The sequence below is a fragment of the Pedobacter sp. AK013 genome (assembly GCF_014205835.1).
GTDB lineage: Bacteria > Bacteroidota > Bacteroidia > Sphingobacteriales > Sphingobacteriaceae > Pedobacter.
The window spans coordinates 88,385-101,877 of the sequence record NZ_JACHCQ010000008.1 but is presented as its reverse complement, the minus strand read 5'-3'; the positions used below and the strand labels follow the sequence as shown (position 1 = coordinate 101,877).

Sequence of the window (13,493 nt, the reverse complement as noted above, 5' to 3'; positions counted from 1 at the left end):
ATTTATTATATATAGTGTTTTACTTTACGGCGACAAAAATAATTTAATGATTTTTTACTCTAGTGATAATAAAAAATGATATGAAAAATTTATTATATATAATGCTTGGAATCTGCTTTGTGGGGTGTAAAAATGAAGCAAATAAGACTTATAGGACGTCAGATAAAGGCAATGCAAATTTTACTGTTGCCGTAGTTATGCTTTATCCAAATGAGAGGCTCTTAGTAAAAGTAAACAATGAGGTTTTACTCGATACAGTAGGTGGTATTCCGGGAAACCTCGACTCCCATATCTACTTCAAGTACCCAAAAAGAATCAAGACGGTTTCTGCTTCTGGAATTTATAATGGTCAGAAAACATTTAGTCGTGTTTTTAACGATACATTATCATACGTTCGAAAATTAACACTCGTTATACCTTTCCCCAGACCTAAGGAGATTTTGAAAGGCAATAATATTCACGATAATCGTGTCCCTATGGAAAGCACCCAGCGTTCAATCCAACTTATTGATGCTACCTTATATCCACAAGATAAGAACTTATTATAGTTAATTATTTTGGCATGGTAGTCTATAAAACAGCTATTAACTCTTATATGAGTGCACAAGCCCTAGGTAACAACTCAGCATGATATATTGCAGCTTGTAAAGGATGATAGTAAGATGAATATTAATAACTTGATGTTAAAACATGAGATTTCGCAACATACTAATTTGGATTTAGATATTGTTCGTAAAAAAACAATATCTAAACTGAAGAGGACAAGTATAAGATAACACAACAAACTGATGCATGTATTAGATTTGATAACATGGGACCGCCCACATTTGAAATGCGGGGTGCGTCGGCGTCTAAGCTGCAATCTGGCTCTTTAGAGTTAATGGAGACAAGTGGAAATAACATAAAATTGACTTACTTTGTTTCTTACAAATATATTCTCTTAGCACTTGCCGTGATATTGGTACTCGCTTGTTTGTACAGTTTAATCTTACTTGTTCTTGGAGCATTTTTGATAATTACGTTTGGTATTGAGCTTCTTAGTCAAAAGAGTAATGCAAAAGATCTTATTGCGAGAATATTATCGGCAGAAGAAAACTAGATTTTTCTTTCTTATCAAATGGGGATTTATCCTTTGGACAGGAAATACATTTAATTAGCATGACAGTAAGCTTTTAGGAAATTAGTAATTATGAGATTTAATTATAAAATAGAACGAGCATCAAAACTGGAGGGGAAAGCTTTAAGAGAAAAGATACTTTTATGGTTAAACAAAGCTGATTATAATTTAATTGCGCAAAATGATGAAAGCATTTCCTTTGATCTTCGGGGCTGGGGATCAAATGGTAAACAATTTGACAAAGTAAATGGAGGAAGATTCGAAATAATTGATTCTGGTGAAGAAAGGATAATAAGGTTCAGCTACTATTTAACATTTACATTCGAATTGTTTTTCATATCACTATTAACCGTAATGAGTTTTTTTAAAGGAGGTCCATTTCTATTTTTATTGATTGCTCTTATTTTGATCTTATTAGTTAGACATTTCATGGCGAAAGCCAAATGTCAAGAAGTGCTTGAAGTAATAGCAGCTGAAATCCCTTTACACCAGCGCGAAGTGCAAAAGGAATAATATTAGCGAATGGTCAATCAAGGTTTATTCCCTTTTTGAATAAGCATTTGCCTATAAACTGATTTAGTTTAGTACTTTAAGCTATACTTTTGTGGCACCAGAAACCTACTTGCCTTCACTTGTGGCCAAGGGCATTATGATCCTGCAATTGGCAGGTGGACTGGCGTAGATGCGCTGGGGGAAGTCGCTGTGCAATGGCCGCCATATACTTACGGAAAAAATAACCCGGTAAGGTTTATAGACCCAAATGGTATGGCCGATAAAGACTCCAAAGGGGGACACGACTCGGATGATGACATGGATGAGGGTATGGTTGGCTCGGGTAAGGACATGTTTGGCAGGGACATCTATGATAATAAGTCGGGATTGTATATACCATCGTTTGAAAGAGGGGCGGTAAATTGGTGTCACAGCTTTCGATAAATAACGCTGTAAACCCTCCCAAATTCATGATGAGTGATGGAAAAAAAGGTGATTTGTCTCCTGCTCAGGAGCTGGCTAAATATGGACAAATAAGCTGGGGATATAATATTACTGCTAGTGCTTCACTGGGAGCAATTGGCGGGTCGATCGAACTGGGCACACTTATTACAACTAAAGGTTGGGCCAGAGACTACAAAACTATTTATTATGCCCCAGGCTTTGCTTCACCTTCCGCATCACATAGTTTTTTCTTTGTATATTCGATGGCTGGCAAACGTCTACCCACATTTTCTGATTGGAACGGTCTAGCACAAGGCATATCTGGCTCATTTGATTTTATTGCATTGGGTGGTGGACTTGGATCAAATTATTCAGTTGGGAGTCTTGGTTTTAGTTTGGCTCCAGAATCACTTAATTTTATGAAAGAGAGCCGAGGAACCAGTAACCTTAATGTTGGTGTTACTTCTTGGCTAGGACCCGCTTATAGGATCCCTAATGATGGAGCAAGTCAGAGATATATTAACACAATGGAATATCAGGGAGGCTATTGATATGAAATTTAAATATAAAATAAAAAAAACACTACAAATTGAAGCTGACTTGTTGGAAGAAAAAATCAACAGGTACCTAATAAAAAACTCATATCGGATCACCGAAAGAGGCTTAGGGTACATAATCTTCGTTGAAGATGAATTTAGTGACAGAAGGAGGTCAAAATCAGATTTCCATACCCGAATAGGAGAAGGTAAATTTGTGTTTAACTCCATCAATCATGAAACAATTGTAGAACTAATTTATCTTACATCGGTTTCTTACTTTGTTGTTCTAGTAATGCTGGTTTGTGCATTTGGCATTTATACGAATAATATAGTTATGCCCATTCTTTCTTCATTTGCGCTAACACTACCTATTTTATTCAAGATTTTTTATCTGAATGAACACGTATTTAAAGAAATTATGGAATCTTGAGTTAAGCAGTCCGGTCACATAGCCGGCTTTTAATACATATAAGTTTTCGGTATAGTCTATCTAACATCAATACCCTAAAAATAAGAACCTCTACAGCGGACAAGGAATTGCGGGAAGAAATTCGATGGTCTAATGGTATAAGGTCTTGTATACTTAATCTTTCTGAGATCTTAATAGGATTGCGATTAAATATTAAGTACTAATGATAGCAAAAAAGCGCTAACTAAACCTGTTAAGCGCTTTTTAATTTTAAATTTGGTATTCTGATCTAATAGCTAACCAACTTTTGTTATTCAAAAAGTATGCTTAGACTGTATTAATACGTTTCACTATCAGGTGGAATCCCATAGTCTATAAATTTTTTGTCTTTTTTATCTTTCTTTTTCCCCAGCCAGCTCTTCACAGAATTAAAAATTGCCGACAGATGTTCCGCATCAAGCGATTTACCGATTTTTCCTGAAACCAGACCTACAGCTGCTTTGGTTAAAAAGCCTGCACCTCTAAATATGGTTTTATTCATAAACATGGGCAAAAGCAACGACATCGCTGTTCCGCTAATATTTAATTTTTCGTCGGCTTTAAACAGGTTGCTCGGTGTAGCATACCTCTTTATCAGCGCACCTAAGGTAAATTGATGAAAATAAGCTTTCGTATCGGCCTTAAGCATATTCTGCTTAAGGGTATATTCAACCTTAAGTTCCAATTTTCTAGCCTGCAGGTCTTCTAGGTTACGGATGTCTTTATACCTTTTCATCTTCCTCCTTATCTGCAAGTTTATCAAAATATTTCCTAATGGCTACATTAATAATTGCCTTCTCTATATACTTATTCTTGGTTAAATAAACGATTATTGCCAATAGAATATAAAATAAGGAAACGCAGCCAAAGCCTCCGGCGTAGCTACCTAAAAGAGCAGACAGATAAAGCGCCAAAGTTACCGAGCCAAATAAAAAGGCCAGTATAAAACAAACAATAACTGTTGTACTGGTTACTAGATCGGCAAATAGTTTAGAAATTTTTTCTAATAGGTAAAGTCTGGTATATTCAACCCTGGCCTCTAAAAAGTCTTTAGCATCGTCTACAAGATCTTCTATACCTTTATCTTTATTTTCCTGCATAATTCAGATTGATATTTAACCGGGCGATTGCCCGGCTATGCAATATTTATTTGTTACGCGTGCTCTACGTCGTCGCTGTATTCTTCTTCTACACTTCTTAATTTTGTTTTGATCGAGCTTACCACTTTATCCTTTAAACTGGCAAGGTGGTTAATTTCATCAGCAGCTTTATCCTTGATAGAATCGCCTAAATCTTTTAGAGATTGGCTTAGTTTATCACGGGTTTCATCACCTTTATCTGGTGCGAACAAAATTCCTAGAGCCGCACCGGCAGCTAATCCGGCTAAAAGCGCAACTACAACTTTTGAGTTATCATTCATAATTAATGTATTTTAAGGGTTTAACAATATGTACAATATAAAACTACTACATTATTTATTGTTAAGCTATATTATAACTCAGTATGCTCATTATTTGTTTTAATTCTTTCCAATCTTTCTGATGCTAGCGTACTGGTTTCGTAAATCTTAACGAGCAATATAAAATAAGATAACAGTAGCGGGCCAAAAACAAGGCCCAATATTCCAAATAAAGGAATACCAATAATTACGCCAATTACTGTAATTATCGGATGAATATTGCCAACTTTTTTTGCAATGATAAACCTAAGCACATTATCGATATTGATTATGACCACAAAACCAAAAATAAGCATGGCCCAACCGGCAAAATTATTCCCGTTTACAATCTGCAAAATCGCAGCCGGAACAAAAACAACTGGTGGCCCTAAAACAGGCACAAAAGAAATAAATGTTGTAATTACCCCCCAAAACACGGGGTCTTTATAACCCAAAACATAAAATGAAAGACTCAAAAGCGAACCCTGAACAAGGCAGATCAGTCCTTGCCCCAATACATTTGCATAAGTTGTATTGCGCATTTCATCGCCAAAACGAAGCGCATTCTGCTCCCTGAATGGCGCATATTTAATCAATGAAAATTCGAATTTTTTCCGCTCTATTAACATAAAGTAGAGTAAAAAGTACATCACCAATAAACTTAATATAATATTTACTGCACTCGATATTAAAGACGGAAAAAGCTGAGTGGCCCAATTCCCTAAACGGTTTAATCCTTCTTGAATAAGATCCTGATTAATTTTAACTGGAATAAGGTGCTGTAATTTAACCAGTAAATTCCTGAAAAAAACTTCATTGTTCTTCAATTCTGAAATTTTACTGATCACCATACTGCTTAATGCATAAAAAGGCATTATAATGAGTATGATAGAAATGGCGATAAGGAAAATAGCCGTTACTCTTTTATTCCAGCCCTTATTTTCTGCCAAATGGATATAGGCTGGCCGCATTATGGTATAAAGCACCAAAGTACTTAAAATAGCACTAAAAATACTTTGCAGGGAATATGCAATTAATACCCCAAGTGCAATAATAATAACCAGGTTAATATTGTTGCGTTGCTTATAAGAGAATACTGACATATTTAGATAATAAGGTATTCTTTAAATGCTAAAATGGCTAATTTTGTTTTTCCCGATTTAAAATTTATACACCATCATCAATCTCAACAAATTTGATTTTGTTGTAAAGTGTTTTCCTATCGATGTTTAAGATTTTTGCTGCCTTGGTTTTATTAAAATTAACTGCTTTTAAAACTTCTAAAATAGCTGTATATTCTGCTTCTTTGGCTGCATTTCGCAAATCAAATGATTTAACATTATTTAGTTCCCGCTGAAAAACAAGTGTTTTTTTCTCCTGCTCTGTCTTAGGATAATCACTCATTCCAAGCTCCAAGGGTAAAACATGGGTTTCTATCCTATCTCCATCAGTTAATAAGGCTGTCCGCCTGATCACATTCTTCAGCTCACGTACATTACCTGGCCAATTGTATGCTAATAAACATTGCTTCACTTCATCAGAAAAGCCTTCAATGTTTTTATTCAATTCTTTGTTCACTGTAGCCAAAAAGTGTTCAGCAAAGATAAGGATATCATTACCCCGGTGTTTCAATGATGGGACGTGTATAGAAAATTCATTAAAGCGGTGGTACAAATCTTCCCTGAAAGCGCCCTTCCTAATGCTTTCTACTAAGTTTTCATTTGTAGCTACAATAAGCCGCACACCCAGATCGATCTCCTTTGTACTTCCAATCCGCTTTATTTTCCGCTCCTGTACAGCCCTGAGTAAAGTTGCCTGGATTTCATAGGATAGGTTACCGATCTCATCAAGAAATAGTGTGCCGCCGTTGGCTTGCTCAAAGTGGCCGATTTTAGTGAAGGCTGCTCCGGTAAATGCTCCTTTCTCGTGTCCAAAAAATTCACTTGCAGCTAAATCTTTGGTTAAAGAACCACAATCCATAGCGATGAAAGGTTCTTTGCCGCGCGAACTGTTTAGATGAATGGTTTTAGCCACACATTCTTTTCCTGTGCCGCTTTTCCCTGTTAAAATGACAGTATATCCCGTTGGTGCTATGAGCTGAATTTGTTTCAATAAAAGCGCCGAAGCATCACTTGCACCATTTATATATTCAGGGCAATCTTGAAAATCGGGAATAGGCTGACCACCTGCATGTTCAAAATTTTGAGGTGGTTTTAAATCCTCTTGTGCTTCAAGAGCTTTATTTATAGTATTTAAAATTTCATCCGGGTAAAGGGGTTTCACAATATAATCAAAAGCGCCCAGTTTAATTAATTCTACAGCAAGCTTAATATCCGAATAACCTGTAATAATTATCACACCAGTAGCCGGATAGTTTTCTTTAATATGGATTAAAATTTCTTTTCCATCTGTATCATCCAAACGGTAATCGCATAACACCAAATCGAACCGCTCTTTTTCAAGAATTTGCAGAACCGTTTTACCAGTGGTTACATTTGAAACTTCAAATCCATTTTTAGTTAAAAATTTGGAGAGCAATAAACCGATGCTGATTTCATCGTCAACTATGAGTACCTTCTTTTTCATGAGTAGCGTTATTATAAAAACCAAAATGTAAGACAGCTACATTAGGGTTAGTAATGAATAACTCACAAATTACTCAAAAAAAATTGCTTTGGAAAACTTTTGCAATAATTTCACGACATAAATCATCAAATTAATACTACGCGCCTACTACTTTCCGGTGAAATTTGCTTTTCTCTTTTCAACAAATGCGGTTACTCCCTCCTTAAAATCAGTAGTTTCGAAACATTTGCCAAATTCTTCAATTTCTGTAGCGTAGCCATTGTTGTTATTTACAGCTGCAATTACAGATTTTATTGCAGCCGAAATGGCCAGCGGCGCACGTTGCTTAATCACATTCAGTATTTCTTCAGCCTTGCTAATTAGATCAGGCTGCGGAACAACATAGTTTACCAGGCCTATTTTTTCTGCCGCTGAAGCTGTAATCATATTTGCAGTGGTAATCAGCTCTATCGCTTTACCTTTACCCACCAGCTGGGTTAAACGTTGTGTACCACCATAACCAGGAATTAAACCTAAAGTAACTTCAGGCAGTCCTAGTTTTGCATGATCTGATGCAATACGGATATGGCAGGCCATAGCCAACTCTAGTCCGCCACCTAGAGCAAATCCGTTTATTGCGGCAATAAATGGCTTTGAGGAATTCTCAATAGCATTAAAAACCTGATCATGACCACGTTGCGCTAATTCTTCTCCCTGTTTGCCACTATAATCAGAAAACTCTTTAATATCGGCTCCGGCAACAAAAGCCTTTTCGCCTGCTCCGGTTAAAATAACGCCTCTTACTTCATCGGTTTTACCCGCAAATGCAATTACATCAGCCAGTTCGGCTAAAGTATCTTTATTTAAAGCATTCAGTGCTTTTTCGCGGTTGATGGTAACGTATAAAATATTTTCTTTTATTTCTGAGATTAAATTCTGGTATGCCATAGCTTAAAAATTTCTGTTTTCTGTAACCCAATTCTGAATATATTCTACAATGCTTGCCATTGTTGTACCTGGAGGAAATAGTTCTCCAACACCCATATCGGCCAGTTTTAACCGATCTGCTTCAGGGATAATCCCTCCTCCGGTTAACAACACATCATCTAACTGTTTTTCTTTCATAAAGTGAATAATCTTTGGAAAAACCGTCATGTGTGCGCCTGAAAGGATAGAAATACCGATGGCATCAACATCTTCCTGAAGCGCTGTGTTCACTACCATTTCGGGTGTTTGGCGCAGGCCTGTATAAATTACTTCCATGCCGGCATCACGCAAGGAAGTTGCAATTACTTTGGCCCCCCTGTCATGGCCATCTAATCCAACTTTAGCTACTAAAACGCGGATAGGCCGATTTAATACTTTGCTCATCATTCATATTAAGTTGACGTAAATGTATCGATTTTATTAGGTAATTGAGAAATAGGGAAAAAGCAGTTAGTGGTTAATCACTCATTGTTCATAGTCGTGGTTTTCGATGGAGAATTAGCCTATAATACTAGCTTATTTGTTCTTTCATAGTACTATAATGAAGTTCTGGGCTGCTAACTATCAACTATGGGCTAATAAACCCACAATCATTGTATAAATCCGCTCAATCTTTTTACATTTGCATTCCTAATTTACAGGTTTTTATGAGTGAAGAAAAGTCATTGAACTTTATTGAAGAAATTGTTGAGAACGACTTAAATAGTGGTAAGTATGAAACTTTGGTTACGCGTTTCCCGCCGGAGCCTAATGGTTATTTACACATCGGCCACGCGAAAGCGATATGCTTAAATTTCGGACTAACACAAAAATACGGCGGCTATACCAACCTACGTTTTGACGATACCAACCCGGTAACTGAAAAAACAGAATACGTAACCAGCCAGCAGGAAGATATTAGATGGCTGGGTTTTAACTGGAAAAATGAATTATATGCCTCAGATTACTTTGACGAGCTATATGGTTTTGCCATTAAGCTGATCGAAAAAGGTTTGGCTTATGTTGATGAAAGCTCTGCAGATGAGATTGCAGCCTTAAAAGGTACTCCAACTGAACCAGGACAGGATAGTCCATACCGTAACCGCAGCATCGAAGAAAATTTAGACATTTTCACGAAAATGAAAAATGGCGAATTTCCTGATGGCGCATATATTTTGAGAGCAAAAATCGATATGGCCAGTCCGAATATGTTAATGCGCGATCCGATTATCTACCGCATCAAGCATGCCGAACATCACCGTACAGGTAACAAATGGTGCATTTACCCGATGTACGATTTTGCTCATGGACAAAGTGATAGTATCGAAAACATCACACATTCTATCTGTACGCTGGAATATGTTTCGCACCGTGAACTGTATGACTGGTTTATCGAAAAATTAGAGATTTTCCCTTCAAAACAATATGAATTTGCCCGTTTAAACCTTACCAGCACGGTAATGAGTAAACGTAAGCTCCTTCAATTGGTTAACGAAAACTTAGTAAATGGGTGGGACGATCCGCGCATGCCTACCATTAGCGGTTTACGTAGGAGAGGTTTTACACCCAAAAGCGTACGTGAGTTTTGCGAACGTATTGGTATTGCCAAACGCGAAAATTTAATCGAGCTGAGTCTGTTAGAATTTTGCATTCGTGAAGATTTAAACAAAACGGCTAACCGTGTAATGGCAGTTTTAGATCCGATTAAATTGGTAATTACGAATTACGAAAAAGGAACAGAAGAGCTGATTGGCGAAAATAATCCTGAAGCTGAAGATGGTGGGGGTACACGTGTGATTCCTTTCAGCAATGAACTTTGGATAGAACGTGAAGATTTTATGGAAGTGCCAGCAAAAAAATGGTTCCGTTTGGCTCCAGGTGCAATGGTACGCTTAAAATTCGCTTATATTGTTAAATGCGAAGATTTTGTGAAAGATGAGAACGGAAACGTAACCGAAATCCACTGTACTTATATTCCTGAATCGAAAAGTGGAAACGATACCAGTGGCGTAAATGTTAAAGGAACAATCCACTGGGTAAGTGTAGCACATGCTAAAACTGCCGAAATTCGTTTATACGATCGTTTATTTACTTCAGAAACACCAGATGCTGAAGAAGGAGATTTTAAAGATTACTTAAATCCTGAAAGTTTGACGGTTTTACCTCATGTTTATATCGAGCCGGCATTGGCAGCAGCAGATCTGGAAAGCCGTTATCAGTTTATCCGCAAAGGTTATTTCTGTTTAGATAAAGATTCTACAGCTGATAAATTGGTTTTCAATAGAACGGTAACACTTAAGGATACATTTAAGAAACCGAATTAATCGTTTTTTAACCACAGATAGGCACGGATGAACGCAGATTTATCCGTGTTTTTTTGTTTTAAACTGTTTATTGACCTTTTGCTCTCTGCTCTTTCTTTTTATAATAAAAATATCTAGCATCTGCAAATGTCAAATAGGTGAGAAAAATAGTTATTATTGTCCCAAAAATAACGGCAAACCACCTTTCTTGATTTGCCTTTTGAATTAAAACGATTATAAAAACAAAAAATAAAACAGAGCTTAGCATATAAGTTTTGTATTTAATCTGTTTCAATCTGACTTCGTTAAGGCCATTTACCATATTGGTTGCTACGAACCAAACTATAAATGAAAAAACAGTTAAATGTGCTGCGATCTCTTCAACTGGTTTGTCAAATTCTGAATCTTTAACCCATTGGATTCCGATTAGACAAAAAGAATAAACTAGCAATAAAGAAAAGACTATTCTGAATATTCCTTTAATTCTAATGTGTTGTTTTTTATTCATTTCGTGCCTCCGTGGGAAAAAGCTTATCTAGTATTTCGTATATACATTATACAACACTAAAATATCCACTGGCGTTAAAGTAGGCGTAATATCACTTTGGATAAAATGAATTTTGAAAGCTGTAATTGCAGCAGGAAGGTTGCTTGTATCGTAACCAATATATTTTAAGGCCATTTCGGTATTAAAATCTACCGGTGGGTTTTTCAGCACATCATCATACCAATAACCAAAACCTTTATCGGCCAGTTTTTTCCAGGGCAAGTTTTTTGGATCGTTTTTACGTTTAGGTGCAATATCGGCATGACCAATAAAATTCGCCGTTGGGATGCCATACGTTTTCTTTAAAGTGGCCAACAGCTTTAGCAGACTGTTGATCTGCGCATCAGGCCATGGATCTGTTAAACCATTGTTATCCAACTCAATACCGATTGAAGAAGAGTTTAAGTCGGTATCTTTTCCCCATTTACTCACACCTGCATGGTTTGCGCGTAAATAATCATTCACCATATGCACTACTTTACCATCACGACCGATGACGTAATGTGCACTTGTACCAGCTTTTGTAGAGAAAAAAGTTTTTATCGTTTGTGCCAAACTATCCTGAGCGGTATGGTGGATGACCACAAAATTAGGTTTACGTATCCCAAAATTTACAGAACCAATCCATTCCTGATTTGTTGCTTTCAAAGAATCGTATAATTGGCCAACAGGCGGTGTGGCGTTGATTATTTTCGAAAAATCTTTTGCCTTTTCTTTATAGATTTTTTCTGTTGCAGCATATTTGCTGCTTCCACAAGCAGAAAAGATAAGCACAAGGGCAAAAGCTGAAACAGATAATGATTTTGATGACCTGGAAAATAACATGGCTTGAATTGTTAGCAAGTTGAAGTTACAAAGTTATGTTAAACTTCACCCAATGCATCAAACTTTATACAAAGCTTTCAAAATTTACTAATTTAGCGGCCATATACTTTAATATGAAGAATTTATACAAATCTACCCTGTTTTTATCGGCAGTAGCTATTTCTGTAGGCACTTTATCGTCTTGTACCGGCAATAATAAATCTAAGGATGAAAAGGCTGTGGTAGTACAAAAAGATAGTCTGATCAATTATGTTGCTCAACGCCTGCCTATTTACGAAAGGGTAAAATTAACCACCAATATTAACCAACTAAGTGTTAACGATCGTAAAATTTTGCCTTTGTTAATTCAGGCCGCAGAAATTATGGACCAGCTTTACTGGAAACAGGCCTACCCGCAAAGAGATAGCTTGCTGGCAACAATTAAAGATGAAAAAACACGCGACTTTGTTAATATTAATTATGGGCCCTGGGATAGATTAAATAATGATAAACCTTTTGTTGAAGGTGTTGGTGCTAAACCAGAGGGCTCATCTTTTTATCCATATGGAATTACAAAAGAAGCCATAGAGAAATCGGACCTCGCAGATAAATTTGGTGCATATTCGGTTATTCAAAAAGACAGTACTGGCAAATTATCAACTGTACCTTATCATGTATTATTTGCCTCAGAGTTACAAAAAGCAAGTTCGCTATTAAAACAGGCTGCTTTAATTGCTGAAGATGCCGGTTTAAAAAAATATTTAAACTTAAGGGCCGATGCTTTGGTAACGGATAATTTTACCGCAAGTGATTATGCCTGGTTAGATATGAAAACCAATGGTTTAGACATTATAATTGGTCCGATTGAAAATTACGAGGATAAACTGTTTAATGCACGTACCAGTTACGAAGCCTATGTTTTAATCAAAGATAAAGAGTGGAGCAAGCGTTTGGCCAAGTATGTAAAAATGCTTCCTGAATTACAGAAAAACCTGCCGGTTGCAGCAAAATACAAAACCGAAACACCTGGAACCGACTCTGAGTTAAATGCTTATGATGTGGTTTATTATGCAGGAGACTGTAATGCCGGATCAAAAACCATCGCTGTTAATCTCCCGAACGATGAAAAAATTCAACAGGAAAAAGGTACACGTCGCTCGCAATTGAAAAATGCAATGCAGGCTAAGTTTGATAAGATTTTGGTGCCGATTTCAAAAGAATTAATTGAAGCCGATCAGCAGCAATATATTAAGTTTGATGCTTTTTTTGCAAACGTCATGTTTCATGAGGTAGCACATGGTTTAGGCATTAAAAAAACCATTACCGGAAAAGGGTTTGTACGTGCAGCATTAAAAGAACAGTATAGCTGGTTAGAAGAAGGCAAAGCCGATATTTTAGGCTTATATATGGTAACCGACTTACTTAAAAAAGGTGAATTAAAAGGTGATATAAAAGATTATTATACCACATTTATGGCCGGCATTTTACGCTCTGTTCGCTTTGGTGTTTCTGAGGCACATGGAAAAGCCAATATGCAATGTTTTAATTATTTCCAGGAAAAAGGGGCTTTTGAGCGTACTGCTAAAGGTACTTACAAAGTAAACTTCGATAAATTTGCAACTGCCATGAACGATTTAAGCGCATTCATTCTTACCCTTCAGGGTAATGGCGATAAAGTTGCAGTAGGAAAAGCACAAAAAGAAAAAGCGGTTATCCATACAGCACTTCAAACAGACCTAGACCGGTTGACTAAAAAGAATATTCCGGTTGATGTTGTTTTCGAACAGGGTGTTGATGTACTTGGGGTAAAATAGAAATTCTTACTCAAAA

General features: G+C 36.6%; 14 protein-coding genes and 1 pseudogene. 6 read left to right on the top strand and 9 right to left on the bottom strand.

Annotated features, from left to right (window positions below; all coding sequences use genetic code 11):
• Positions 1-80: 80 nt before the first annotated feature.
• The 4 genes and pseudogenes from HDC90_RS07775 (at position 81) to HDC90_RS07760 (ending at position 2,604) form a co-directional block, all read left to right on the top strand.
• On the top strand, positions 81-548 hold the full coding sequence (locus HDC90_RS07775) for a hypothetical protein (protein ID WP_184465399.1): 468 nt from the start codon (positions 81-83) through the stop codon (positions 546-548).
• Between the two features lie 641 nt (positions 549-1,189).
• The gene (locus tag HDC90_RS07770) at positions 1,190-1,630 is read left to right on the top strand and encodes a hypothetical protein (protein WP_184465398.1); all 441 of its coding nucleotides are present in this window, start codon (positions 1,190-1,192) and stop codon (positions 1,628-1,630) included.
• A gap of 135 nt (positions 1,631-1,765) precedes the next feature.
• Positions 1,766-2,053 (top strand): annotated as a pseudogene (locus HDC90_RS25715) (RHS repeat-associated core domain-containing protein); the annotation flags it as partial.
• 26 nt (positions 2,054-2,079) lie between these two features.
• Positions 2,080-2,604: a hypothetical protein gene (locus tag HDC90_RS07760; protein ID WP_184465397.1), complete on the top strand. Its 525-nt coding sequence runs from the start codon at positions 2,080-2,082 to the stop codon at positions 2,602-2,604.
• A gap of 734 nt (positions 2,605-3,338) precedes the next feature.
• Here the strand turns inward: HDC90_RS07760 and HDC90_RS07755 are convergent.
• The 7 genes from HDC90_RS07755 to HDC90_RS07725 form a co-directional block, all read right to left on the bottom strand.
• Positions 3,339-3,776: a hypothetical protein gene (locus HDC90_RS07755; RefSeq protein ID WP_184465396.1), complete on the bottom strand. Its 438-nt coding sequence runs from the start codon at positions 3,774-3,776 to the stop codon at positions 3,339-3,341.
• Positions 3,763-4,140 (bottom strand): phage holin family protein, encoded by a 378-nt coding sequence (locus HDC90_RS07750; protein WP_184465395.1) that lies wholly within the window; start codon positions 4,138-4,140, stop codon positions 3,763-3,765. The genes HDC90_RS07755 and HDC90_RS07750 overlap by 14 nt, the downstream gene beginning before the upstream one ends.
• A 53-nt stretch (positions 4,141-4,193) precedes the next feature.
• A complete protein-coding gene (locus tag HDC90_RS07745; protein ID WP_057930800.1) occupies positions 4,194-4,460 on the bottom strand; it encodes a YtxH domain-containing protein in 267 nt (88 codons plus the stop codon).
• Positions 4,461-4,531: 71 nt separating this feature from the next.
• A complete protein-coding gene (locus tag HDC90_RS07740) occupies positions 4,532-5,581 on the bottom strand; it encodes an AI-2E family transporter (RefSeq protein WP_184465394.1) in 1,050 nt (349 codons plus the stop codon).
• Between the two features lie 64 nt (positions 5,582-5,645).
• On the bottom strand, positions 5,646-7,064 hold the full coding sequence (locus tag HDC90_RS07735) for a sigma-54 dependent transcriptional regulator (RefSeq protein ID WP_184465393.1): 1,419 nt from the start codon (positions 7,062-7,064) through the stop codon (positions 5,646-5,648).
• 147 nt (positions 7,065-7,211) lie between these two features.
• Positions 7,212-7,991: an enoyl-CoA hydratase/isomerase family protein gene (locus tag HDC90_RS07730; protein ID WP_184465392.1), complete on the bottom strand. Its 780-nt coding sequence runs from the start codon at positions 7,989-7,991 to the stop codon at positions 7,212-7,214.
• Positions 7,992-7,994: 3 nt separating this feature from the next.
• Positions 7,995-8,414 (bottom strand): cobalamin B12-binding domain-containing protein, encoded by a 420-nt coding sequence (locus tag HDC90_RS07725; protein ID WP_057930804.1) that lies wholly within the window; start codon positions 8,412-8,414, stop codon positions 7,995-7,997.
• A gap of 263 nt (positions 8,415-8,677) precedes the next feature.
• On the opposite strand from HDC90_RS07725, the gene HDC90_RS07720 reads away from it, so the two are divergent.
• Positions 8,678-10,333: a glutamine--tRNA ligase/YqeY domain fusion protein gene (locus tag HDC90_RS07720; protein WP_184465391.1), complete on the top strand. Its 1,656-nt coding sequence runs from the start codon at positions 8,678-8,680 to the stop codon at positions 10,331-10,333.
• A 67-nt stretch (positions 10,334-10,400) separates the two neighbouring features.
• Here HDC90_RS07720 and HDC90_RS07715 read toward each other — a convergent pair whose 3' ends face one another.
• Complete coding sequence (locus tag HDC90_RS07715) at positions 10,401-10,820, bottom strand: hypothetical protein (protein WP_184465390.1); 420 nt, start codon at positions 10,818-10,820, stop codon at positions 10,401-10,403.
• Positions 10,821-10,847: 27 nt separating this feature from the next.
• Positions 10,848-11,684 (bottom strand): N-acetylmuramoyl-L-alanine amidase, encoded by an 837-nt coding sequence (locus HDC90_RS07710; protein ID WP_184465389.1) that lies wholly within the window; start codon positions 11,682-11,684, stop codon positions 10,848-10,850.
• Positions 11,685-11,797: 113 nt separating this feature from the next.
• Between HDC90_RS07710 and HDC90_RS07705 the strand changes: the two genes are divergently transcribed.
• Positions 11,798-13,477, top strand: coding sequence for a Zn-dependent hydrolase (locus tag HDC90_RS07705; RefSeq protein ID WP_184465388.1), 1,680 nt, complete (start codon positions 11,798-11,800; stop codon positions 13,475-13,477).
• Positions 13,478-13,493: the final 16 nt, after the last annotated feature.